22 protein-coding genes are annotated in these 24,999 nt (G+C 29.4%); 4 read left to right on the top strand and 18 right to left on the bottom strand.

Features of this window, described 5'->3' with window-relative positions; all coding sequences use genetic code 11:
• Positions 1–58: 58 nt before the first annotated feature.
• The 6 genes from holA to spoVAC all read right to left on the bottom strand — a co-directional run bounded on the left by holA (position 59) and on the right by spoVAC (position 7,321).
• Positions 59–1,093 (bottom strand): DNA polymerase III subunit delta, encoded by a 1,035-nt coding sequence (holA, locus tag H9661_RS00425; protein WP_143314702.1) that lies wholly within the window; start codon positions 1,091–1,093, stop codon positions 59–61.
• 28 nt (positions 1,094–1,121) lie between these two features.
• A complete protein-coding gene (locus H9661_RS00430; protein ID WP_191767445.1) occupies positions 1,122–2,825 on the bottom strand; it encodes a ComEC/Rec2 family competence protein in 1,704 nt (567 codons plus the stop codon).
• Positions 2,826–2,847: 22 nt separating this feature from the next.
• Positions 2,848–5,337: a P-type ATPase actuator domain-containing protein gene (locus tag H9661_RS00435; RefSeq protein ID WP_143314704.1), complete on the bottom strand. Its 2,490-nt coding sequence runs from the start codon at positions 5,335–5,337 to the stop codon at positions 2,848–2,850.
• A gap of 125 nt (positions 5,338–5,462) precedes the next feature.
• On the bottom strand, positions 5,463–5,819 hold the full coding sequence (gene spoVAE, locus H9661_RS00440; protein WP_143314705.1) for a stage V sporulation protein AE: 357 nt from the start codon (positions 5,817–5,819) through the stop codon (positions 5,463–5,465).
• A gap of 12 nt (positions 5,820–5,831) precedes the next feature.
• Positions 5,832–6,854 carry a stage V sporulation protein AD gene (spoVAD, locus tag H9661_RS00445; protein WP_191767446.1) on the bottom strand — a complete coding sequence of 341 codons (1,023 nt, stop codon included), beginning with the start codon at positions 6,852–6,854 and terminating at the stop codon, positions 5,832–5,834.
• 11 nt (positions 6,855–6,865) lie between these two features.
• Positions 6,866–7,321, bottom strand: a complete 456-nt coding sequence (gene spoVAC / locus H9661_RS00450) for a stage V sporulation protein AC (RefSeq protein ID WP_143314707.1) — start codon at positions 7,319–7,321, stop codon at positions 6,866–6,868.
• A gap of 176 nt (positions 7,322–7,497) precedes the next feature.
• Here spoVAC and H9661_RS00455 point away from each other — a divergent pair, with 176 nt between their 5' ends.
• Positions 7,498–8,649, top strand: a complete 1,152-nt coding sequence (locus H9661_RS00455) for a 3D domain-containing protein (RefSeq protein WP_243240306.1) — start codon at positions 7,498–7,500, stop codon at positions 8,647–8,649.
• Positions 8,650–8,829: 180 nt separating this feature from the next.
• The gene (locus H9661_RS00460; protein WP_191767447.1) at positions 8,830–10,563 is read left to right on the top strand and encodes a methyl-accepting chemotaxis protein; all 1,734 of its coding nucleotides are present in this window, start codon (positions 8,830–8,832) and stop codon (positions 10,561–10,563) included.
• A gap of 149 nt (positions 10,564–10,712) precedes the next feature.
• Here H9661_RS00460 and sigF read toward each other — a convergent pair whose 3' ends face one another.
• The 6 genes from sigF to H9661_RS00490 all read right to left on the bottom strand — a co-directional run bounded on the left by sigF (position 10,713) and on the right by H9661_RS00490 (position 16,889).
• Positions 10,713–11,468, bottom strand: a complete 756-nt coding sequence (gene sigF, locus H9661_RS00465; RefSeq protein WP_143314709.1) for an RNA polymerase sporulation sigma factor SigF — start codon at positions 11,466–11,468, stop codon at positions 10,713–10,715.
• 10 nt (positions 11,469–11,478) lie between these two features.
• Positions 11,479–11,910: an anti-sigma F factor gene (spoIIAB, locus tag H9661_RS00470; protein ID WP_143314710.1), complete on the bottom strand. Its 432-nt coding sequence runs from the start codon at positions 11,908–11,910 to the stop codon at positions 11,479–11,481.
• A gap of 14 nt (positions 11,911–11,924) precedes the next feature.
• Entirely contained in the window at positions 11,925–12,260 is a 336-nt protein-coding gene (gene spoIIAA, locus H9661_RS00475; RefSeq protein WP_143314711.1) for an anti-sigma F factor antagonist, read from the bottom strand.
• A 191-nt stretch (positions 12,261–12,451) separates the two neighbouring features.
• The gene (locus H9661_RS00480; RefSeq protein WP_143314712.1) at positions 12,452–14,743 is read right to left on the bottom strand and encodes an AAA family ATPase; all 2,292 of its coding nucleotides are present in this window, start codon (positions 14,741–14,743) and stop codon (positions 12,452–12,454) included.
• A gap of 135 nt (positions 14,744–14,878) precedes the next feature.
• Positions 14,879–15,925 (bottom strand): DNA polymerase IV, encoded by a 1,047-nt coding sequence (locus H9661_RS00485; RefSeq protein WP_191767448.1) that lies wholly within the window; start codon positions 15,923–15,925, stop codon positions 14,879–14,881.
• Positions 15,926–15,938: 13 nt separating this feature from the next.
• Positions 15,939–16,889, bottom strand: a complete 951-nt coding sequence (locus H9661_RS00490; protein ID WP_191767449.1) for a DUF4003 family protein — start codon at positions 16,887–16,889, stop codon at positions 15,939–15,941.
• Positions 16,890–17,138: 249 nt separating this feature from the next.
• On the opposite strand from H9661_RS00490, the gene H9661_RS00495 reads away from it, so the two are divergent.
• Positions 17,139–17,549, top strand: a complete 411-nt coding sequence (locus H9661_RS00495; RefSeq protein WP_143314715.1) for a hypothetical protein — start codon at positions 17,139–17,141, stop codon at positions 17,547–17,549.
• 47 nt (positions 17,550–17,596) lie between these two features.
• Here H9661_RS00495 and H9661_RS00500 read toward each other — a convergent pair whose 3' ends face one another.
• Entirely contained in the window at positions 17,597–20,143 is a 2,547-nt protein-coding gene (locus H9661_RS00500; protein WP_143314716.1) for a calcium-translocating P-type ATPase, PMCA-type, read from the bottom strand.
• Between the two features lie 196 nt (positions 20,144–20,339).
• On the opposite strand from H9661_RS00500, the gene H9661_RS00505 reads away from it, so the two are divergent.
• Positions 20,340–21,983 carry a putative manganese-dependent inorganic diphosphatase gene (locus tag H9661_RS00505; RefSeq protein ID WP_143314717.1) on the top strand — a complete coding sequence of 548 codons (1,644 nt, stop codon included), beginning with the start codon at positions 20,340–20,342 and terminating at the stop codon, positions 21,981–21,983.
• Between the two features lie 42 nt (positions 21,984–22,025).
• Here the strand turns inward: H9661_RS00505 and H9661_RS00510 are convergent, their stop codons facing one another.
• From H9661_RS00510 to H9661_RS00525, 5 genes are all read right to left on the bottom strand, one after another.
• Positions 22,026–22,796 carry a flagellar hook-basal body complex protein gene (locus H9661_RS00510; protein ID WP_143314718.1) on the bottom strand — a complete coding sequence of 257 codons (771 nt, stop codon included), beginning with the start codon at positions 22,794–22,796 and terminating at the stop codon, positions 22,026–22,028.
• 17 nt (positions 22,797–22,813) lie between these two features.
• Positions 22,814–23,584, bottom strand: coding sequence for a flagellar hook-basal body complex protein (locus tag H9661_RS00515; protein ID WP_143314719.1), 771 nt, complete (start codon positions 23,582–23,584; stop codon positions 22,814–22,816).
• Positions 23,581–23,703, bottom strand: a complete 123-nt coding sequence (locus tag H9661_RS19800; RefSeq protein WP_279232032.1) for a hypothetical protein — start codon at positions 23,701–23,703, stop codon at positions 23,581–23,583. Before H9661_RS19800 ends, H9661_RS00515 begins: the two co-directional genes overlap by 4 nt.
• Positions 23,704–23,780: 77 nt before the next feature.
• Complete coding sequence (locus H9661_RS00520) at positions 23,781–24,230, bottom strand: DUF6115 domain-containing protein (RefSeq protein WP_143314720.1); 450 nt, start codon at positions 24,228–24,230, stop codon at positions 23,781–23,783.
• A 14-nt stretch (positions 24,231–24,244) separates the two neighbouring features.
• Positions 24,245–24,970 (bottom strand): FliA/WhiG family RNA polymerase sigma factor, encoded by a 726-nt coding sequence (locus tag H9661_RS00525; protein WP_191767450.1) that lies wholly within the window; start codon positions 24,968–24,970, stop codon positions 24,245–24,247.
• Between the last annotated feature and the right edge of the window lie 29 nt (positions 24,971–24,999).

A 24,999-nucleotide genomic window follows, 5' to 3' on the forward strand; every position in this document is an offset into this window, starting at 1 on the left:
AAACTTTATATAAAAATAAGCCATCTAAATTTTATATTCTAGATGGCTTTTATCTTAATCACTTTTTTATCATCAATGTATTAAGTAGAAGCAATTCAAGTTCCATAGTTTTATCTACTCCTGATGATTTAAGTCTTGCTTCAGTATCCACAGAAAGCTTAACTAATTCCTCTAGTTGTCTTCTTGAAAACTTCGAACTCAAATTCATTAACTTTTCACAAACAAAGGATGGCACCTTTAACTCTGCTACAAAATCATTAACTCTTTTTCCTTTTTCCATTCCTAATTTAATGTTATATAACTTCTTAAACTGAGATTCTATAGATGTTATTATAAGCATATGCTGATCTGCTTTAAACAATAATTCATCCATTATATCTATTGCTTTTTCTATTTTCCTTTGTGAAATAAGATCAACTAAATCAAATATATCCTCTTCACTTTTGGAAGGTATGAGCTTTTCTATATCTTCCTTTTTTATGCTCCTTCCATTAGTATAATCAATTAATTTATCTACCTCTCTTCTTATAATATTAAAGTTATTTTGTACCCTTTCACAGAAAAACCTTAACTCAAACTTTCCTATTTCTTTCTCTTTTTCCCTAAATACATCTTCAACCTTTTTTACAAATCTATCTCTCTTTAATTTATCAAAATGAACTATCTCCGTAATCTTATCTAAAGCCATTAGTTTTTTGTTCTTTTTAGGATTTTCCCTTTTATCATTAAATACATAATACAATATAATTACTGTGAACTCTGGAACATCTCTCAAATATTCTTTTAATTCATTATAAATTTTAGTTGCTGAACTATCAGATTTGTCCCTTAAGAAGTTAGCTCTATAAACTAAAACAACTTTCTTCTCTCCCATGAAAGGCATGGTTTCACAAGCATTCATAATATCATCCATAGTGGTAGTTAACCCATCTAACCTTGTATAATTTAAATCTTCAAAGCCATCCTTTACGATTGGTTTAACTAAAAAATCTATACCCTCTTTTATTAATTCTTCATCTCCACCACAAAATATATACGAATTTTTTATAGTCTTATTTTTAATCTCATTTTCAAATGTATCGTAAGTAATCAAGTTAATCCGCCTTTCATCAAAACACTATCTAATATAATAAAATCTTATCATCTATTACAAATAAACCATTTGATTTTTTCTCTACGAAATTAATTATATCACAAGTTCCATTTATTTTTTGCCTATTATTCATCCGTAATAGGTATTCCTTTCCCCCTACTTTTAGCAAATAATTTTTCCCTTCTGCTTTTATTATCAAACCATTTTTAGTAGTAATATTTTTAGTTTCTCTAAAAGCTTCCTTCGCCAATGTTACTTTTTTAAGCTTTCCCATATCTATATTTCTTATATTTGAAACTATTTTTCTATCTCCCCTATATGATATTAATAGCCCTCCCTCTTTTAAATAGTCAATGCGCATTATAGGACTATATACATATATAAAAGCAGTTATTGCAGCTGCTACTGGTAAAATTTTAAGTTTTTTTATTCCTTTAAAATAAAAGTATACGCTAATAAACATAGAACAATAGATCAGTACAGCTCCTTCATTTACTATATAAGCACTACTACTTAAATCATATAAATAGTCAGTGCAAAAATCCAATATATTTATAACTTTTAATAATACAAAAGAAATGAAATCAAATATAGGATTTATTGAGAGACCTAATAATAAAAAGTTTCCTAGAATTATTAAAATATTAAAAATAGGTTCTAAAACTAAATTACCTAAAATAAAAACAAAAGAACATTCTTTAAACGAAGCCATTATAATAGGCATGGTAAATACTTGAGCCGACAAAGATGTCGCTACAGTTTTTCTTATGTATGTTGGTAATTTATACAATATGTTATTAATTTTTTTTGAATATAAAACCATGCCAAGAGTTGCTAAAAAAGATAATTGAAATCCTAATTGAAATGGTGCATAGGGACTCAGTAAGGTTATCCCCCCTGCACTTAAAGCAAGCGCACTTAAGGGATTATAATTTTTCCTTGCACTTGGAGCTAATGAGACTAAACTTATCATAAATAAAGCTCTTAGTGAAGAAAATGGTGCTCCTGTAAAAAGTACATATATAAAAGTAATCCCCAATGATATCCCTTTTCCTAAAAAAGCTCTCAGAAAGGAAAATACCAAAGCTACATGTAGTCCCGAAACACTGATTGCATGGATTACCCCTAAATTCTTCATATCCTCCTTATCTTCTTCATCTAAATAATCAGAAAATCCAAAAGCTAATGAAGACACTAATGCAGCTTTCCTTCTTCCCAAATTATTATTAAGTTTCTCATAAATTTCTTCTCTTATGTCGTATAACCTGCTTACTAAATTCTTTTCTAAAACTCTCCCCTTTTTAACAGTTATGCTACCTAATATTCCTTTATCCTTATCTATTCCCTTTGTAAGCTCTCCTTCTACATAAATATTATTCCCTTGTTTGTATTTTGAACCTTCCCCCTGAAGATAAAATCTCTTTCCTTTGTAGGTTGCTATTTTACTATACGACTTTACTTCGACTATCTGAACTTTTCCACTAAAACTATTAGAAAAATTAATTTTATAATATGCAACATTATCTACTAAGGACAGAAGAAAAAATGCAACTACAATAATAGTAAACATCATATTTGACTTAAAAAAAGTAAAAACAAAAAATAAGCTAGCAGAGATTACTGCTAGCCATAAATATTTATCATATAAACCATAAATTACTGACCCAAGTATAAATGATAACACTATATATACTATAGGGCTATTAACCTTTTCTATATCTTTAAATTTCATGGATGAATCACCTCATCCTAAATCATTGACACCTTTTCAGTATTAATTCATAAATCAAATTAATTAATATAATTACACCAATTTTCACCATAGCAAAAATTGATAAAGTTAATCCATATAAAAATATTAGTCCACCAACTGACATAAGCCATATTAATATACTAACTATAAATAATACTAATTGAGCTGACACCCTCTTAAGAGGAATTGAAACATTTATAAAAGTATTGATAAGTAAAAATGCTCCAAGAGTAGCCACTAATACTATTTCAAAACTGCTATTTGCATCATATATAGCTGCTAAAGCAAGTACACTATAAACAATGCTCCTCAAAATAAACTTATTATCATCATCTCTTGGCGAATGAATTAAAGTTAAAAACAAAGGTATAGCTAGAATTACATTTATTATTATTATTGGAATATAACTTACTTGTATATTGTTGTTTATTAAAGGAAGAGTATTTATTATTACTATTTCCGAAAACAACATGGTTATAATCGCTGCTTGAACCTTAGCTAGTCCATCATTAAATTTCCTTGCAATATCAAATATACTTAAAAAGCCTTTTAAGTAATTATTTTTAATAAATAAATCTGCAGCATTTTTTATAATTTTAGGAGCATCTCCTTTACCTATACCTAAATTAGATAAACTTATGGTTGGCAATTCCCCTAAACTTTCACCGCTAGCTGCTACTTTATATTTATCTTTTATAAATAATCCAATTATCCTAGCCTTAAGTTCTGGCGTAACTCTAGAAAAAACCCTAGTTCTTGATACTGTATCGATTAATTCTTCATTTCCTAAAGAATAAATCTCTATTCCACTAATAACCTTGTTATTTGATGAAACAAGCTTTGCCTTTTTCCCTAATGAAGTTGCTACTATTTTATTATCATCAGTAATCATTATAGGTATTATTCCCCTATTTTTTATTTCTGATATTTCCTCTTCTATGTCATCATTTAAAGGATTATCTAATGCAACTAGTCCTACAAAAACCAAATTATTTTCTATATTTTCTTCTCTAGATGGAGTATAGCTAAAACTTCTATATGCTATACCTTGTGTAATTAATCCCTCTAAAGAAAAATTATAATCAATTGCTTTTATTCTTTCTACATCTTCAGGAGTAATCTCTTTTTCTAAACCATCTATCATTATGTAACTACATCTATCCAATATGGCATCTACATTTCCACGACAATTTGCTCTTGAACCTTGTTTCACTTTATTTATCGTAGTTATTACTCTTTTATCAGTATCCATAGGGATTTCAAATACCCTTCTATGATTTGCCTCTAACATAGATTTATATGCCATCTTTTCATTTGCAAACTTTAAATAAGCTACTTCCTTTAATTCTCCTTCTCCTAAATCTTGATCAGCATCATATGTAGAATTATTACAGAGAACTATAGTTTCAATTAATCTCTTAATAGTAACTTCTCTATTATATATAATCTCTTTGCTTTCAAAAATTTTATTATTAACATATAACTTATCTACTATCATTTCCTCTTTTGTAACTGATCCTATCTTGTCCATAAAAAGAATTTCTATTTCATTTATTATATCTAATGTAGACATATTAACCAAATCTATGCCCTTTTTATGTAAATCTTTCTTTAAAATAATTCCATATAAAAAAGCTATGCTTATTAAAGGCATTACCTGTATTGCAAATAATGATAAACATAACCCATAAAGGTTTTGTTGAAAATAATAACTTCCTATTGATGTCCCAATTGCCACTAATGAAAGTATAATCATTATTTTTCCTACTTTTTTCTCTACTCGTTTACCTAAAGTATGCTTATTTTTACTTGCATCCATTATCATAGTAAACATCTTTCCAAGTTCTGTTAAATTTCCAGTTGCTACTACAATTCCTGTTCCTTCACCTTCAGCTATTGAAGATCCCTTAAATAGCATATTTTTCATTTCAGCTATAGAATAAATTGCCTCATCTATTTTACTGTCAAATTTCTCCTTCAAGAAATTTTCACCTGTAATATTCTTTTCATCAACCTTAATTTCATTTGCCGTAATTATTCTAATATCCGCTGGCACTAATGAACCCTTGGAAAAGTAAACTATATCACCTTTTACTAATTCTTCTGATTTTACTTCCTTTGGTATTCCGTTACGCAACACTTTAGTAGTTGTATTATTTAAATTTTGTAAAAATTTCATCTTGTTCGTTTTATTTTTTGTATAAATAATTTTTATTATTAAACTTATTAATATAATAGCGGTGGATATGCTACCCATAACATATTCACTATAATAAAATAAAACTCCTATTATTGCTACACTTAAAAAAATATATATACTGAAAAAGTTTTTTAAAGATGCTATGAATCCATTTTTATACGGAACAAAAACTCTGTTATCCCCTGAATTTTTTCTTTCTTTCTCACATTCTTCTTCACTTAATCCCTTATATATATCACTCTTAAGCATTTCAACAATAGCCTTCCAAGAATTATTGCTATAAATATTCAAAATGCTTCCTCCATTTCTGTGATAATTACTCCATATTATTATAATATATTTTCTACCATCCTAACATATTTTTATTATAAAAAACAAATTAAACTGAAAAAAACTAAAATATATAATACATAACATCATCTTTTTGTTTTAGGATTAAATATAGCAGCCATAATATATCCAAAAAAAATAGATGCTGTAATTCCTGCAGCAGCACCTTTTATTCCACCACTAAAGGCACCTATAAGACCTGTTAACTGAACTTCCTTTATAACAGACTTAGCTAGGCTATTTCCAAAGCCCGGCAGAGGTATAGTTGCCCCTGCTCCTGCAAATTCTATTATTTTATCATAAATTCCAAATGCTCCAAGAATAGCTCCTATAGTTACAAAAACAACTAATATTCTTCCCGGTGTTAATTTTGTAGTATCCATTAGTATTTGTCCTATAACACATATTAATCCTCCAACAAAGAAAGCTTTTAAAAAATCCAAAAAATCATCTCCTTAATCAAATTCCATAGATACTGCATGAGCTATTCCAGGTATACTCTCCCCTTGAAGTGATGATGTAGTACTCATTAGAGCTCCTGTAGAAACTAACAACACCTTTTTTACTTCCTTAGTCATCAACTTTTTATAAAGATATCCTGATGCAACTACAGCTGAACATCCACAGCCACTTCCACCTGATTCCGTATTCTGTACTACATCGTTAAATATCATATCTCCACAATCTATATGATTATCCTTTATATCATAACCATACTCAAGTAATAATTCATTTGCTATTTTCTTTCCAACTCTTCCCAAATCACCTGTTGCTATTAAATCATAATCCTTAGGTTCTCTTCCTGTATCTTTAAAATGCTTATAAATTGTATGTGCAGCTGCAGGAGCCATAGCTGCTCCCATATTACTTGGATCAGTAATACCATAATCCTTAACAACACCAGTTGTAATATATCTTACTTTAGGAAATTCTCCTTTTCTCCCTAATACCATAGCACCAGCACCTGTCACAGTCCATTGAGCTGTTTTACTCCTTTGAGCTCCATAATTTAAAGGAAATCTAAATTGCCTTTCTGCTGAACTAAAATGCGATGAAGTTGCTGCTACCACATAATCAGCAAATCCTCCATCTACTAGTAAAGCTCCTAGGCTTAAGGATTCAGACATAGTTGAGCAAGCACCATATAGTCCGAAAAAAGGTATCTTAAACTTTCTTGCTGCAAAGGTTGATGATATTATTTGATTTAATAAATCTCCCGAAAATAAATAATTAATATCCTTTTCGGTTAGACCTGCCTTTTTTATAGATTCCCCTATAGCTTTATACATCATCTCGCTTTCTGCTTTTTCATAGCTCTCTTCTCCACAGGTATCATCTTTTAAAACTTCATCGAAATAATGTTTTAGAGGTCCTTCTCCTTCCTTTGGTCCAACAATAGAAAATGTGGATATTATTCTGGGAGGTTCTTTTAACTCTATAGTTTGTTGTCCTCTTCTCTTATTAAATTCATCTCCCACTTACTTCACTCCTATCCATACAAACTAACTACATAATATATTATTCCTATAATAACTGACGATCCGATACCATAAACTAGTACAGGTCCTGCAATAGTAAACATCTTAGCTGCTACTCCAAAGACAAATCCTTCCTTCTTAAATTCTATAGCTGGAGCAACTACTGCATTAGCAAAACCTGTTATAGGAACAACAGTACCTGCTCCTGCATATTGAGCTAACCTAGCATATAAACCAAGTCCTGTTAATAATCCACCTAAAAATATCATTATAATAGAAGTTATATTAGAAATATCTCCACTTGATAAATCATATCTACTTAAAAAATTCATTATCAATTGTCCTAGATCACAAATTAAACCACCAACAAAAAAAGCTCTAAAGCAATTTCTTAAAATTTTAGGCTTTGGTTCTATTTCTTTAGTTAAAGTTTGAAATTTATTCTCTACTTCTTTCTCTCTAACCATTAAAATTACTCTCCTTAAAATACTACATAAATAGTATCTGTAAAATAAAGATTCTCATTCTCTAAATTATGTTGAGCTAAACCAAGCTTTGTCCTTTTCCAAGTATTATGCTATTATTACAATTAGAGAATAATTTTATTCTTTAAATTTTAATACATTTCAATAAAGGTGGTCATATGAAAAAAATAACTTCGATTATATTAGCATTTATGCTTTTAATAATTAACATACCATTTACAGCTAAAGCTACATCATTCACTGCTAATGATGCTAACAATGCTCAATTAAATGTAGTTTCTGACAAGTTAAAACAATTAGATACTGATCTTGCAAAAACACAAAAAGAAGTAGCTGAATTAAAAGAAACTGTATCTAATAATGAAAATTCTATAAAAACAACTCAAAAAGAAATTGACAATACCCAAGAGAAAATAAATTCTTTAAATGAAGATATAAAAAAGAATGAAGAAATACTTGATGAAAGATTAAGAGAAATGTATAAAAGCGGTAGCTATTCTGAATTTAACTATTTATCTTTTATTTTCAAGTCAAAAAGCTTAACTGATTTCTTTAATAAAGTTAACTCTTGTAGAATAATCATTAATCAAGATAAAAAGTTAATAGAAGGAATTCGTGAAAAAGTTAATGAACAAAATAAGGCTATGGATTCTATTACTAAACAAAAAGAAAATCTTGTAGCTCTAACTGAAGAAAATAAAAAGAAATTAGAGGAAGTTAAATCAAAAGAAGATTCTCTTTCAGAAACTAAGGCCAAGCTTGCGCAAGAAAAGGCTAATTTAAAGGACGCAATTCGTAAGAATGAAGCGCAATTTATTGCAAAATATATTGAAATTATTAATTCTGATTCTTCTGATTATAGTGCCTTGAGCTATGCTGCTATCTTTTTAAAAGGATTCCTAGATCAAGTTTCTACTCCTTCTGTAAAGGATGAAGCAAAAGCTTCCATTGCTAAAGCTGAAGAAAAAATGAAGAAATTAACACCAAGTCCAAACAGTAATTCTGGCTTTAGTGGTAGTCCAAGCTCCTATAGACAGAGTTATACTATGGAAGCTACAGCTTACACTGCTAATACATCAACTGCAACAGGAACGATTCCTGTTAGAAATCCAAATGGATTAAGTACTGTAGCTGTTGACCCAAGTATCATTCCTTTAGGCAGTACGGTTTATGTTTCTGGATATGGCTATGCTATAGCTGCTGATACTGGTGGAGACATTCATGGAATGAGAATAGATTTATTTATGAATAGCGAAGCAGACTGTATTGCCTTTGGGCGAAAAGATGTTACTGTTCTTTTAATTAATTAATAAAAAGATGCTGTACTATATTTTAGTCAGCATCTTTTTTTAGTTAAAAAATTGCATTTCTCAATTTCATTACATAACTTTTGTAAAATCATCCAATCATTTTCTATAGTATTTTCATAGGAATCTTTTACCAAAAAGTTTATAATTTATATATCATTAATTTTAAAGGAGGATATATTAATGAAAAGTTTAAAACAAAAATTTACTATATTCTTTACTATTATTTTTGCAGTAATTATATGCACTCTATGTTTAGCATCTTATTATAGAAGCAGCGCTCACATGAAAACGCTTTCTGATAGTCAAGTTGAAGAAAGGCTTTCAAATAACTATAACGCTTTTTTATCTTATATAAAACTTGTATATGGTAGATTGAAACTTACAGATGGTATCTTAGTAGATGATAAGGATGTAGATATTAAAGGCACCAATACTGTAGTAGATATGGTATCAAACGATTTTAATGATATCGCTTCTATATATTTAAAAAGTGGTAACGACTTTGTAAGGATTTCAACAAGCATTCGTCATGACACTGGAAAAAGAGCTATAGATACAGTCCTCGATACTTCTTCTGAAGCATATAAAAGACTATCTGTTGGTAAAGAATATACCGGTGAAACAAATGTACTTGGTTACAACTATAAAACAGAATATAGATGCATAACTGATTCCTCTGGAAATGTTATTGGAGCCTATGAAATTGGTATTTCTACAAACTCAGCATCAAAAATAGTTAATGATAGCTTAAATAATTTAAAAATACTTTTTATTGTACTATCTATAGCATCTTTAATAATCACAGAAATTGCTATTGTTTTAATTAGCAAAAAACTTACTAAAAATTTAAAATCCATAGTTAACTTCTCTAAAAACATACAAAACCTTGATGTTTCCAAAAATGTACCTAGTAATGTTTTAAGCTTAAAAGATGAAATCGGAGACATAGGTAAAGCCCTTAATATAATAGTTGAAAATTTAAGAAGTTTTATGTCAACTGCTAATAATCTAGCTTCTAATGTTACTAATCATTCAAAAGAATTAATTGATAATATAGAACAAGTTAATTTTACAGCAAATGAAATTTCAAATGTTGTAGTTCAAATAGCTGACAGTGCAAGTAAACAAGCAAAAAATACAGAAGATGGTGTTAATAAAGTTTCTAATCTTAGTGCATGCATAGATAAGAATAATTCTAATATGGCTGCCTTAAACAACATAATGAAAAAAGTTGAAACTTATAAAACTGAAGGTATGGATATGTTATCTCTTCTTAAAAACGAAAATACCCAGAGTAACAATTCTATTCATAATATTCATGAAATAATAATCGATACTAATAATAAAGCAGCTGAGATCAAACAAGCTAGTCAAATGATTAAGGATATATCAGAGCAAACTAACCTTCTTGCTTTAAATGCTGCCATTGAAGCTGCAAGAGCTGGAGAAGATGGGAAAGGATTTGCTGTAGTTGCCGAAGAAATTAGAAACTTAGCCGAAGAATCGAATAAATTTACAAAAGAAATTGATGAAACTATAACAAACTTAATTTATAGAACTGAAAATGCAGTTGAAACTATGAATAAAATCACTGAAATTATAAGCAATGAACATGCTTGCCTTAACAAAACTTCCGATAAATTTACTGGTATTTCTGAAAACATAGAAAAGTCAAGTAGTTCTTTGGAAAACCTAAATAACACAAGTAAATTTATGAAAAACCAAAGTGATGATATTAATGAAATAATTCAAAACCTTTCTTCTATTGCAGAAGGAAATGCTGCTTCTACTGAAGAAATGGCAGCTTCTGTTGAAGAACAAACTGCTTCTTTATCTGAATTTTCTAATTCAGTAAATGAAATGGCTCATTTAGCTGAAAACTTGAAGAAGAATATAAATAAGTTTAAATATTAAAAAGCTAAAAATCTTGCATTAGTAAAAAAACTCCACCACTAATAATTTAATGGTTGGAGTTTTTTTATTATAATTCTTTAAATACTTAATTTTCATTAAATATTAAACATATATAAATTCACCATATGTCTATGCTCCTAAGTTAGATACTATTCCTGTAACTTCTCCCTCATTACAAGTAAAACTTTTTTCTCAATCCTAGAAACCTGAACTTGACTTATTCCCAGCATCTTAGCTACTTGTACCTGAGTTTTATCCTTAAAATATCTAAGAACAATAATCTGCCTAGCCTTTTCATCTAAACTTCTTAAAGCTTCCTTTAAAGCAATTTTATCTACCATTTCGCTATCATCAGTTCCATCTTGACTAAGCTTATCTATTAAAAGCACAGGCGCTCCATCCTCTTGATGAATTGTATCATAAAGATATTGCAAACTGGATGATGATTCTACAGCAAAGACTATGTCTTCCTTATCTATTCCCGAATAATTTGATAGTTCATCTATAGTTGGATCTCTATCTAATTTTTTAGTTAACTCTTCCTTATCAAAATGAATCTTTCTAGCCAAGCTTTTTACATTTCTACTTACCTTAATCATTCCATCATCCCTAAGAAATCTCTTAATTTCACCCATAATCATAGGAACAGCATAAGTAGAAAATTTTACATTAAAAGCTGAATCAAAATTCTTTATAGCTTTAACAAGGCCTATACAACCTATTTGAAATATATCTTCATAATCATATCCTCTATTTAAGAATTTCTTACTTAATGAGGATACAAGAGGAAGGTTCATTTCTATCAATCTATTCATAGCTACCTCATTACCATCTTTTGCTAGAGGAAGTAACTCTGTGTTATCTTCATAATTAAATTCCTCTCTTTTAAAATTCCCTTTCTCCATACCTTTCCACCTAACTTACTGTACTAAATTTCTTCTTTAATACTACCCTTGTACCTTCTCCCTTTTTGCTTTCAACTATCATACTATCCATGAAAGTTTCCATAACCGTAAAACCCATACCTGATCTTTCAAGATCTGGCCTTGATGTATATAATGGCTCTTTTGCTTTTTCTAAATCCTCTATACCTTTTCCATAATCGATTACAGTTATAGTAACTTCATTTTTTAATAGCTCAGCTTCTATTAAAACCCTTTCGTCTTCTTTTCCTTCATAGCCATGAATGATTGAATTTGTAACAGCTTCTGATACTGCTGTTTTCACATCTGTTATCTCTTCTATTGTTGGATCTAGTTGAGAGACAAAAGCTGCTATTGCAACCCTTGCGAAGCCCTCATTTTGGGACTTACTTTCAAATTCAATTTTTATCTTATTATCATACATGAAAAACCCCTCCATTAAATGCACTTTAGTGCTTCTGTCACATTACTATAGCTATCTATAATTTTGAATAATCCTGACAACTCAAATACTCTATTAACACCATTAGTAACATTAGTTACACAAAGTGCACCACCTTTTGACGATATCTTTTTATATCTTCCAACTACAACCCCAATTCCTGAACTATCCATAAATGTTACTCCTGAAAAATTTAAGATTAATTTTTGGATATTGTCTCTGTCAATTCTATCATCAATCTTAACTCTAACCTCTTCAGCACTATGATGATCTAGCTCTCCAACTAGATTTGCAATGAGTTTATCTTCATTCTTCTCAAACTTTAGATACATATTATGTTACCCTAGAGATCCCCCTTAGAGTAATTCACCTCCTCGTAAGCCCTTTTTCCATATTTTAACACAGTTGTTAAGTGATAGTCAACAATATTATGAATTTTATTACATTTATTGGAACATCAAAAAAATATAAAGCGAAGCTTGTTGAAAAATTCACTTGCCTCGCTTTATATTTTTCTTTAATTTTATTTTACTCTATATTTATCTATTTCCTTGGAAATATCTTTGTAAAATCCCTCCAAATCATGACTTTTATCTAGCATCATAATCTCTATTGCATCCTCTAAATCATCCATAGTATAGATATGGAATTCTCCCTTTAATATAGCCTCTTCTACCTCTGGTTTTAAAATCACCTCTTCTTTATTTAATGAAGGAATTAAAACACCTTTGTCTCCCCATTCCCCCATAAGCTTACAAGTTTTATAGAAACCTTCTATCTTTTCATTTACTCCTCCTATAGGTTGAACTTCACCAAATTGATTAATTGACCCTGTTACTGCTATATTTTGTCTGATAGCATATTTACTTAAAGCTGATAATAAACATAAGAATTCCGAAACAGATGCACTATCTCCATCAATTTTTCCATAAGTTTGTTCAAAGCTCAAATGAAAATCTACAGGTAACTTTTCATAAGGGTTTATGATAGTACTTAATAGTCCTGAAAGTATATTTATTGATTTTTCATGTATACTTCCTGATAAATTACTTTCCTTTTGAACATCTATTAGCTTTCCATCCCCTTTACATGCAATACATGTAACCTTCATAGGTTTTCCAAAACTATAATATCCTGAATTCAAAACAGCTAATCCATTTATCGATCCGACTTTTTTCCCCTTTAATGAAATTAATATTTTCTTTTCTTTATACATATCCATTATCTGCTCTTCTACTAGTTCTTCCTCATATGCTACCTTTATTATGTCCTTACCAAAAACTTCTCTTCTTCCATGATTTTTTATTTCATTTTCCGTCAATATTAATATTTTATCTATATCACTTTCTTCTATACTAACCTTTTTTTTACTATTAGCTATTCTAGATAAATATTTTATTATTTCTTTAATTCCATTATCATCTATATTATTTATATTATATTTCTTTCCCCTATCTATAATATAATTCTTTAAATACTTACCTTTTATATCTTTATAATTAATTACATTAGAAAACTCTACTCTAAGAGGAAATAACCTTCTAAAGTCCTCATCAGCATCATAGAGGACATCATAACTTTCATAATCTCCAATTATAATCACTTTAACCTTTATAGGAATAGCCTTTGGTTTTAATCCATTAATAGATAATATATCTAAATAACTTTTAGATAAATCTATATTCACTTTTCCTGACATTAAAGTCTTTTTTAGATAATAATAACTATAACCATTGCTTATTAATTGATTTAATCTTAAAATAATACATCCTTCATTTGCTAAAAGAACCGATCCTGGTGTTATTAAAGAAAGTTCACTTGTATATAATCCATTATGATTTTCATATTCTACATTACCTAATAAATTTACTATACTTGGGTCTTCCTCAAATATAACTCTAGGTTTTTTATAATTACTGTTATCTACCAAGACAGAGATATCATATTTATTTAATATTTCATTGATATTAGCTTCATCTTCATCTATATTAATTGTATAACAATCTACTAAATTCTTTTCTATATTAAAGAACAATTTTTCTAAATATTCATAGGCATCATCATCAGTTATAAATTTTAACAAACATTCTTGCTTCTCTTCTTCTAACTCAACATCTAAAAATTCTGCGTATATATCCTTTAACTTTTTAATAGATGTAAGCTCGATATCCTTTAGCTTTTCAAGTACTAATTCTGCTTTATTCCTGAGTTTAGAAGCCTTTTTTACTATTGAATCCTTTGATTCATTTGCTAAGACATCATATTCTTTTTCAGTCATAGCTTTACCTTCTTTTAAAGGTAAAAAAGCAAAACCTCCAGTAGTTGCTTTTACATCAAACCCTTCATTCTTTGCCATATCTACAAGTTCACCAATATAATTACTTCTTTTACTATGAACTTCTTCTATTATATTATCTTTTTCTGATTCAGAGGAGGTATTATAAAACTCCATCACTACTTCATAATAGCTATTTTTAATATTCTCAACTTCATCTTTAAGCTCTTTCCCTTTTCCATTACTCAAAAAAATCGCCTCTGGTTTTTTGGGATCATCTATAGTTACATAACAAATATCTTTAGGTGAATTTGAATCCTTGTGAATATCCTCAATAAATTTAATTAGGTTATTTAGCTTATCTTTTGAAAAAGAGTCTATTAGATATAAATTATACCCCTCTTCTTCAATTTCAATAGCTCTCCTAACCTTTTGATATGCTAAATTTATACTAGGAATATCATTAAATTTTACATTTTCTTCTCCTTCATTTAGATCAATATTAAATAGTACTTCACTTGGAGTTAACTCTTTTTTCATTTAATAATTACCCACTTTTAAAACTGTACTAAAACAGTCTTATTTAAGTAGCTCCCTCCTTTTTAGTAATCTACTATATTAATATTCTTCTACTGCCTATTTAGATAATACTTTTAAAAAATTAATATAATTTTTCTAAAATAATTTGAGTTGTTCTATCCTTGTTTCTTTAAAGGAAGATATACTAATCCCTATTAATCTAAGTTCCTCATTAATTTCTTCTCCTATAAGCATTTCTTTAGCGACTTCATATATCTCTTCTTCTGTAGATATATAATAATTTAAGGTCTTACTCCTAGTGTGACTTTCAAAATCACCTGTTTTATATTTTAAAGTTACTGTCTTCCCTAAAATATTTTTAGATGCTAAAATAGAGCCTACTTCCTTTGAAAACTCTTTAATATAAATTAATAATTCATCTTTATCCATTGTATTTTCCTTTAAAGTCCTCTCTTTTCCAACAGACTTCCTTTCTCTAAAGGTTTCAACATCTCTGTTATCTATACCTCTAATCCTGTCATATACCACAAGTCCCATTTTCCCTAAAATACCTTGTAAAAAATCTTTAGGAAGCTCATATAGATCTTCTACTGTAAAAACGCCCATATTATTTAGCCTTTCTACTGATTTTTTACCAAGTCCAAAAACTTTTGATATAGGAATCGGCATAAGTATATCAGGTATCATTGCTTTAGTTATAACCATAATACCATTTGGCTTATTCCAATCAGAAGCTAGCTTTGCCAAAAACTTATTATAAGAAATGCCAATTGATAATGTAAGTCCTAACTCCCTCCTAACTCTTTCTTTTATATATAATGCTGCTTTCTCTCCAGTTTTAAATCTGCTATCTGTAATATCTAAAAAGGCCTCATCTATTGAAAGAGGCTCAATTATTGGTGTTACTTCCCTGAATATTCGAAAAATTCTCTCAGAGGTTTCTTTATATCTAAAATATCTTACAGGTAAAAAAATTCCCATAGGGCATTTTTTTCTTGCTAAGAAAACAGGCATAGCTGAATGAACTCCATATTTTCTAGCTTCATAGGAACAGGTAGAAACTACACCTCTTTCACCTATACCCCCAACTATAACTGGCTTTCCCTTTAATGAAGGATTATCTTTTATCTCAACTGACGCAAAAAATGCATCCATATCTACATGTAATATAATTCTATCCATATCTATGTTTTTATTAAGCTAATACCTCTGCAAATATACCTTGATTCTTACTTACAAGGATTAAATATATTCCTACAGATAGAAGCTCATTAATATACCTTTCTTCTTTTATATTTCTAGAGTATTCAATTATTGCTATACTTATAAATTTTCTAAATCCTTTATCCATGTAAAATTCATATTGTCCATCTTCGTCACATAGATACTGTATTACTTCATTTATCTTATTTATATATTTTTTAGGTTCATCATATCCTGATATAGCTCCAAAAAGAGGTATTAACTGATGACTTACCTTGATGTCTTCTTTTTCAAACTCCAAAAGCAACTCTTCCACTTTATCAGTAGCTTTCTTATTTTTATTTAATAGCAAAGTCATAGCTAATCCTTGTATACTATTATTTGAAAGTATATCTAATTTCGTATATCTCTCAAATAGTTTATCCATATATTCTATAATTAACTCTTTTCTTACATCATTTATAGCTAAAAGAGCACACTCTAAATAATCTTCATGATTAGTAACATTATTATACTTTCCTCTAATCACTTCATAAATCTCTCTCATATATAAAATCCTTGAAAAACGTTCTTCATCTTCTACATATTTAACCAATGTATAGCTAGCTAAAACTAAATGTTGACTATCTTTAAATCCTACTTCCATTAGTTTATCGTATACAGAAAACATATTACTTATAAAATTATTAACATCCTCTTCTAATGATATTAATAAAGACACTATATATAAAATATCTCCTCTAAAAGCAGACATTCTTGAAGTTTCTCTTTTTATTAAACTCCTTACTTCTTTTATTTTTTTTGTTGGAATTTCTTTTCCCTCTTGTGCATAAATCAATGAAGATAAATGATTAATGTAATCTCCATCAAACCTTAATTCCTCTTTTGCTTTTCTATAATTTCTTATTGTTGAGTCACAAATATCTTCTATTTTCATCTTCATCCCACTCACTCTTTCTACCATATTTATATACATATATATTATACTATAATTATCTCTTAATAAGGTATTAAAAACCTTATTTATTCCTTAATTTAATTTTATTAATATAATTTGTCAACATGATGTCAAATTTATAATATATATATTAATTAATTTTAATTTTACAAAACTTTAAACTATGTTATAATACTCATGATAAGGTTTAATTATCATAGGACTTATATGTAATATATATAAAGGAGATTTGCTATGAGCTTTAAAGATAAGTTTGACAAATATTTTAGAGATTCTTATTTTCAAAAATACGGAGATAGGATAGCTAGTGCTGCAGGTACAGTTGTTTCTATAAAAATCAAAGAAAAAAGTTACCTTTTCTTTCACAGATTAGTTGTAGATATGATTATAAAACCTGAAGCTGGTAAAGCAGTGCTTAAAGCTAAGTATGTGAAAAACAGATGGTTTAAAAAAGTAGATTTTATTCCTGTAAAAGTAGGGCATAAGGTTATGCTGATGGGACTTAAGGGTATTAAAGGTAAGAAAGATGCTGATGTTCTTACTTTACAAAATATACTTAATCTGACTACTAAAAAGGATTTAGTTCCAATAGATCATTCTCAAATAAAAAAATCAAGACAACAAGCTGGAAGAATGAGATACTAAAGATTTAAGCCTTGGCATGATAGAAATATTATGACAAGGCTTTTTTATTACTTTGTTTTTATAAACAGATAGACACTATTTATCATAGCAATAGTTCCTGAGAAAAATAATACAATAAGCCATTGATTTAAGGCTAAAGGTATTGTATGAAAAACATTTTGCAAAAAAGGAACATAAAGTATGCTGCAAAGCATAATTATAGAAACTGTTACAGCACCAACTAAATACATATTAGTAAATAATTTTATTTCAAATATTGAATGTCTCTCTGACCTGCACTCAAAAACATGAAATAATTGTGACATTACAAGCGTAGCTAGCGCAATAGTCCTGCAAGCTACTAAGTTCATTCCATAAAATCTTGATATCATAAATGAAAGTAAAGTACATATTCCAATTAAACATCCTCTAACTAAAATCTTTTCTGCTAACCCTCTTGCAAATATCCCCTCCTTTTTTTCCCTAGGAGTTTCTCTCATTATATCCTTATCTGCAGGGTCTACCCCTAAAGCTATAGCAGGAAGCCCATCAGTTGCTAAGTTTACAAAAAGAATCTGTATCGGCGTTAATGGATTAGGCAAAGTAAATAATGATGCTAAAAACATAGTTAATACTTCTCCTAAATTACAAGACAATAAATATCTTATAAATTTTCTTATATTATCATAAATAACTCTTCCCTCTTCAACAGCTGCTACAATAGTTGCAAAATTATCATCCATAAGTATCATAGATGATGCTTCTTTAGTTACATCTGTACCCGAAAGTCCCATAGATATACCTATATCAGCTTCTTTAATCGCTGGAGCATCATTTACACCATCACCTGTCATAGCTACAACATTATTTTTCTTTTTAAATCCTCTTACTATTCTAAGCTTGTGATCTGGTGAAACTCTAGCAAAAACTCTAGTTGTGTCGAGCCTTTTATCTAATTCCTTATCGCTTATATTTTCTAACTCTTCACCTACTATAACCTGTTCTTCACTATTACATATATTTAAAGATTTTGCTATAGCTAAAGCTGTATTTTTATGGTCTCCAGTTATCATTATTGGTCTAATTCCTGCTAGTTTGCATTTTAGTACTGCATCTCTAGCTTCAAGTCTTGGAGGATCTATACTCCCAGCTACTCCAATAAATATTAATCCCTGTTCTAACTTTTCACTTTTAGTTAGTCCTTCTTCTTTATAGGCAGCAGCTATACATCTTAGTGCCCTTGATGACATTGCTTCAATAAATGCTGCTACCCTCTTTCTTTTTTGAAATGTTAGAGGTTTGACTTTGTCATCTTCTAGTATAAATGAACACTTTTCTATTAACCTTTCTGGAGCACCTTTTACATAGCAAGTTTCTTTACCACTTTCCTTTATAATTACAGACATCATCTTTCTAGTTGAATCAAAAGGAATGTCAAAAACTCTTTCAGCTTTACCTATGTAACCTTCAAGATCCTTTACATCTTCAAAAAACAACTTAATTAAGGCTGTTTCTGTTGGATCTCCATGTAAAGCTCTTTCCATATATTTCTCATTAAAGTCATAGTTACAATCATTACAATAGACTAATGCCTTTCTAAAGAATTCATAATCCTTTAATTTTTCTCTTTCTAATTCAACAATTCTTCCATTTATATATACTTCTTTTACTGTCATCTTGTTTTGTGTTAATGTACCTGTTTTATCTGAGCATATTATTGATGTACAGCCTAAAGTTTCAACAGCTGGCAACTTTCTAATTAGAGCATTTCTCTTAAGCATTCTTGATACTCCTAGAGCTAAGGCTACTGTTACTATGGCTGCTAATCCTTCTGGAATTGCCGCAACAGCTAAGCTTACTCCAAGTAAAAACATTTCTGTTACATCATTTCCTCTAATTATTCCAAGAACTGTTACTACTCCACATATAACCAAACATAATATAACTAAAATTTTCCCTAAAGATTCAAGCCTTTCCTTTAACGGTGACTTTTCGTCCTTAATATTATCTAGAAGGTTGGCTATTTTCCCCATTTCAGTGTCCATACCAATTCTAGTTACCTTAAATATACCCTTCCCTTTTAATACGGTTGTCCCCATAAACACGTTACACTTTTTACTTGAAGAATCTTTACTAACACCAACTGACTCACCAGTTAATAGTGACTCATCTACCATAATTCCAGAAGCTTCAAATAACTCCCCATCAGCTGGTACTCTATCTCCTGCTTCTAATACAACAACATCACCTATAGTTAAATAAATAGAATTTAAAACTTTTATTCTTCCATCTCTAAATACTTTACAAGTTGGTGCTGCTAAATTTTTAAGCGCTTCCAATGACTTTTCAGTTCTAAACTCCTGAATAAACCCAAGTATAGCATTAACTATTACTATTATTATTATAGTAATTGCATCTGCTGTATCTCCCATTATTCCTGAAATAACTGTTGCTCCTAATAATACCCACACCATAAAATCATTAAATTGAGATAAAAAGATAACAATAGGTGAAATTTTCTTTTTATGTTGTAATTCATTTAATCCAACTTTATTTATTCTTTTTTCTGCTTCTCTTGTTGATAATCCCGGAATTACTGTCTTTTCCTGTATCACCCTTTTTCCTCCTTAAACAAAACTCTATAATATATATATTTTTCTTCTATTGACTTAGAACATAATAAAAAATACATAATATATTTCTTCTGTTGTATAAGATATAAAAAAAACTCTATTTCGACCCTTTCTTTACTTTTTAGCCTTTTAGCCTTAAAATATAATATGTAAATTTAATAATAAAGGAGGAATCGTCTTGAAAAACGTAGTTTATGTAACTGGACATAAAAACCCAGATTCGGATTCTATATGTGCAGCCTATGCATATGCTGAATTTAAGAACAAAACTAGTGAGCTTCCTGCAATTCCAGTAAGACTTGGAAATGTAAATAGAGAAACTCAATATATCTTAGATAGATTTAACGTAAAGGCACCTGAATATCTAGAAACTGTAAAGCTTAAAGTTGGTGATTTAGATATAGATAATATAAGTCCAATTTCACCTGATATTTCATTAAAAATGGCATGGAATATCATGAGAGATAAAAACGTAAAATCTTTACCTGTAGCAGATATCAATGATCATTTAGTTGGAATACTATCAATTTCAAATTTAACTTCATCTTATATGGATATTTGGGACAATGTAATTTTAGATAAGAGTAATACTACTATAGACAATATAATCGATACTCTTTCTGCTAAAGAAATATATATAAACGCTAACAACCAAAGATTTCCTGGCAAAATTGTAGTAACTGCAATGCAACCTGATAGCTTAAAAGGAATGGTTGAAAAAGGAGATATAGCTATAGCTGGTGATAGACCAGATGTGCAAGAAGCTTTAATAAATATAAATGTTTCATTAATGATAGTAACAGGATCTCATAAGGTTTCTGATAAAATTATAGAAAAAGCTAAAGAAGCTGGAGTTAATATAATAAGTACTCCTCACGATTCATTTACTGCTTCAAGATTAATAATACAAAGTATTCCTGTTAGTTATGTTATGGCTAATGACAATCTAATATCTTTCACTGAAGATGATTTAGTTGATGATATAAAAGATACTATGATTGAAACTAGATTTAGAAGTTATCCTGTAACTGATTCTGATGGAAAGGTTGTTGGAACTATTTCTAGATACCATCTTATTTCTAACTTTAAGAAAAAAGTTATTCAAGTTGACCATAATGAAAGAGGCCAATCTGTTGATGGATTAGATGAAGCTGAAGTTTTAGAAATTATAGATCATCACAGGGTTGCTGATATTCAAACTAATAATCCAATTTACTTTAGAAACGAGCCTCTTGGAAGTACTTCTACAATAGTATCAAAGTGCTTCTTTGAAAATGGAATAAGACCTTCTAAGGAAGCAGCAGGGCTATTATGCGGGGCAATAATTTCAGATACTCTTCTATTTAGAAGCCCAACATGCACAGAACAAGATATTCATGCATGTAAAAAGTTAGCTGAAATAGCTGGAATATCTGATATAGACGACTTTGCCAAAGAAATGTTTAAGGCAGGAACATCATTACAAGGCAAAACAGTAGAAGAAATATACAATCAAGACTTTAAACCATTTAAAATCGGTGATATGAAAATCGGTGTTGCACAAGTAAACACTATGGATATAGATGGATTTATGCCACTTAAGGAAAATATGCTTTCATATATGAATAAAAAAGCAGAAGAAGGTGGATTTGATACTATTATACTTCTACTTACCGATATATTGAATGAAGGATCTCAAGTTTTAGTAGCAGGTAAGTCTCCAGAAATAGTAGAGAAGACTTTTTCAGTGAAACTAGAAGATTCAACTTGCTTCCTTCCTGGTGTACTATCAAGAAAGAAACAAGTTATACCACCACTAACAAATACAATAGCATTAATATAATAAAAAAATTAGTGATAAAAATTTTATCACTAATTTTTTTATTTATCTTCTCATATTATTAATCATTTCAAGCATTTGATCAGCAGTGGTTACACCCTTTGATGAAAGTTGGAATGCTCTTTGTGCTACTATAAGATCTGTCATTTCAGTAGTTAAATCTACGTTAGATGCTTCTAGCATACCTTGACGGACATCAGTTTCTGTAGATCTCTCTAACCTTGCTCCATCTGTAGGCATAAATAAGTTCTTCCCAACTGAAGTAAATGAAGTATCTCCTGTAGCTGTATACACAGGAATTTCAGCTACCTTTGTAAAAGAATCTCCTTCTTTAGTAAACACATTTCCTGCTGTATCTACTAAAATATTATTTCTTTTAAAACTAGTATTATCTTCTGATCTTCCATTTACATAATTTAATTCAAGCTTATTCCCATTAGCATCAACTAATCTTCCCATTCCATCAATCTTAAATGAACCATCTCTAGTATAAGCAACATTTCCATTAGCTAGTTGAACTCTAAAGAAACCTGGTCCATCAAGAGCAAAATCTGTAGGTAATTCAGTTGTCATCAAATTACCTTGAGAGTTATCTCTAAACATTTCACTAGCTTTTACACCTGTTCCCATTGAAGCTCCTTTATCATTAGTTCTATAACCTTGTCTATTTAAAGATTCACTTAATAAATTTTGAAATCCTACATTTACCTTTTTATAACCTGTAGTTTCTGAATTAACTATATTATTTCCTATAGTATCTAATCTAGTTTGATTAGCATTCATACCAGCTTTACTAGTACTTAAAATTCTATACATCCCATTTCACCTCTTTATTATCTAACAGAACCAATATTGTTTGCAGCTTTCCCCAAACTTTCATCAATCATGCTAACAAACTTTTGATTTGTTTCAAAACTTCTCATTGTGCTTATCATATCTACCATTTCATTCATTATGTTAACATTTGATGTTTCTAAAAATCCTTGGCGAACTGTAGCATTATTCACATATACCGCATTTTCTCCAGTATAATAGTTGTCCCCTGCTTTTCCTAGCTTTGAATAATCCTGAAAATCCGCTATAGCTAACTTATAATTAGAAACTCCATTAACATTAACGTTATTATAATCATCTATTGTATAATCTCCCTTACCAACATTTATTGGTTCTACAGCACCAGTTCTGTTGTTTATTCCTAATACTAAATCACCTGAATTGTTGACTAAATTACCATTATTATTAACTCTAAATTGACCATCTCTAGTATACTTAACACCTTGTGGAGTCTGAATTGCAAAGAAACCTCTACCGTCTATAGCAAAATCGCCAATATTTTCGGTCTGCTTTAAGTCACCTTGAGTAAATGCTGTGTCAACAGTATCAATAGCTACACCTAAACTCATTTTACCTAATTTTTGTGTAACATTATTATTTCCAAGTATTTTGTCTTTATTTTCAACTAACACATCTTTAAAGCTCTTTGTTGCAAGATTTTCTCTTTTATATCCTGTTGTATTAGCATTTGCCATATTATTAGTAACAGTATTTTGCTTATTTTCCATAGCTATCATTCCTGATACAGCTGTGTAAAGACTTCTAATCATTTTTTCCCATCCCTTTCAAATAGTACTTTGCATTCACCTTCGTAATGCATTCCCATATCTCTAGCTCTCTCTTCTATCTTAGCATCGGAAATAGTACTCTTATACTCATAACCAAACATGAGTATAACTCCTAAGATTAATCCTATACCTATTCCAAATAGTATTTTTCTATCACTAAAAAAATCTATTATTATCTTTACTTTTTGAATAATCCTCTTACTAATAGTACTTCCCCCTTGCCTAAAGATAGCTTCTCACAAATTTCATCTTCACTTAAGCCCATCTCAAGAAGCTCTTTTATTCTTTCTGTTTTACTTTTTTCAGTAATATTATTGATGACTCCTTCATCCGAACCTAGTAAATATGCTTTTTCATCTTTTTTCAATTCTTCTTTATCTTCGTCTATTTCTTTAACACTATCATTATCGTCCACTTTATATGAATTCTTTAATTCTAGGATATCCTGTTGTATTTCCAGTAAACTTTCAGCCATATCCTTTCTAACCTCACCTATTTTAATTTCTAGGTCAGAAACATCTTCCTCTTTGTATTTTAACACATTTCCAAAGGAGTTTTCACCTTTTTTTATAGCTTTATAATTTAAAAATATTAGAATTATACCTATTACTATCAATATTATTGGCATACAATTTACCTCTTCTATAAATAATTCATAGCAAGCATCTTTTCACGTAGCTTTCTAATAGCCCTGCTATGCAATTGACAAACTCTAGATTCAGAGACATTTAATACTACTCCAATTTCTTTTAATGTTAATCCTTCATAATAATATAAATTTAAAACTGTTCTATCTTTTTCTTTAAGTCCTTCTATAGCTCTAGCAAGCATTGCAACTTCTTCATCTTTCTCATAGCTTTGCTCAGGACTTGGACTATTCTTATCTTCAATAATACCCATTATAGTCATATCTTCTCCGTCAGAAAATATGATATCTTCTAAAGAAACAACTGAAATATAATTTATATAATTTTCTATCTCTCCTATTTCATTAATAGATAGATTCATATGTTTTGCTATTTCATATATAGAAGGCTCTCTAAAGAATTTTCTTTGTAGTTCTTCAACAGCTTCATTATATCTATTTAACTTATCCATTGCTCCCTTAGATATAGGTCTGCACTTTCTAATTTCATCAATAATTGCACCCTTTATTCTTATTGATGCATACGAAGAAAACTTCATACCTTTATTTTTATCATATTTTGACATAGCATCCATTAAGCCAATCATCCCATAGCTTACTAAGTCTTCATACTCCATATACTTGTTTTTCCCTAAACTTACCCTTGAAGCAATATATTTAACTAAAGGTATATATTTTGCTACTATTTGTTCTTTTCCTTCTACAATATCTAAGGTGGTCATTACCTCTTCCTCCTCTAAATCTCTCTCTA

The organism is Clostridium cibarium, from assembly GCF_014836335.1.
Lineage (GTDB): Bacteria > Bacillota > Clostridia > Clostridiales > Clostridiaceae > Clostridium > Clostridium cibarium.

What these genes read in the sequence shown, in the direction of transcription:
- H9661_RS00430 (WP_191767445.1), bottom strand. Translation starts at nt 2,825, where the DNA reads ATGAAATTTAAAGATATAGAAAAGGTTAATAGCCCTATAGTATATATA.
- spoVAC (WP_143314707.1), bottom strand. Translation starts at nt 7,321, where the DNA reads ATGGTTAGAGAGAAAGAAGTAGAGAATAAATTTCAAACTTTAACTAAA.
- H9661_RS00455 (WP_243240306.1), top strand. Translation starts at nt 7,498, where the DNA reads ATGAAAAAAATAACTTCGATTATATTAGCATTTATGCTTTTAATAATT.
- H9661_RS00460 (WP_191767447.1), top strand. Translation starts at nt 8,830, where the DNA reads ATGAAAAGTTTAAAACAAAAATTTACTATATTCTTTACTATTATTTTT.
- sigF (WP_143314709.1), bottom strand. Translation starts at nt 11,468, where the DNA reads ATGGAGAAAGGGAATTTTAAAAGAGAGGAATTTAATTATGAAGATAAC.
- spoIIAB (WP_143314710.1), bottom strand. Translation starts at nt 11,910, where the DNA reads ATGTATGATAATAAGATAAAAATTGAATTTGAAAGTAAGTCCCAAAAT.
- spoIIAA (WP_143314711.1), bottom strand. Translation starts at nt 12,260, where the DNA reads ATGTATCTAAAGTTTGAGAAGAATGAAGATAAACTCATTGCAAATCTA.
- H9661_RS00480 (WP_143314712.1), bottom strand. Translation starts at nt 14,743, where the DNA reads ATGAAAAAAGAGTTAACTCCAAGTGAAGTACTATTTAATATTGATCTA.
- H9661_RS00485 (WP_191767448.1), bottom strand. Translation starts at nt 15,925, where the DNA reads ATGGATAGAATTATATTACATGTAGATATGGATGCATTTTTTGCGTCA.
- H9661_RS00490 (WP_191767449.1), bottom strand. Translation starts at nt 16,889, where the DNA reads ATGAAGATGAAAATAGAAGATATTTGTGACTCAACAATAAGAAATTAT.
- H9661_RS00495 (WP_143314715.1), top strand. Translation starts at nt 17,139, where the DNA reads ATGAGCTTTAAAGATAAGTTTGACAAATATTTTAGAGATTCTTATTTT.
- H9661_RS00510 (WP_143314718.1), bottom strand. Translation starts at nt 22,796, where the DNA reads ATGTATAGAATTTTAAGTACTAGTAAAGCTGGTATGAATGCTAATCAA.
- H9661_RS00515 (WP_143314719.1), bottom strand. Translation starts at nt 23,584, where the DNA reads ATGATTAGAAGTCTTTACACAGCTGTATCAGGAATGATAGCTATGGAA.
- H9661_RS19800 (WP_279232032.1), bottom strand. Translation starts at nt 23,703, where the DNA reads ATGTTTGGTTATGAGTATAAGAGTACTATTTCCGATGCTAAGATAGAA.
- H9661_RS00520 (WP_143314720.1), bottom strand. Translation starts at nt 24,230, where the DNA reads ATGCCAATAATATTGATAGTAATAGGTATAATTCTAATATTTTTAAAT.
- H9661_RS00525 (WP_191767450.1), bottom strand. Translation starts at nt 24,970, where the DNA reads ATGACCACCTTAGATATTGTAGAAGGAAAAGAACAAATAGTAGCAAAA.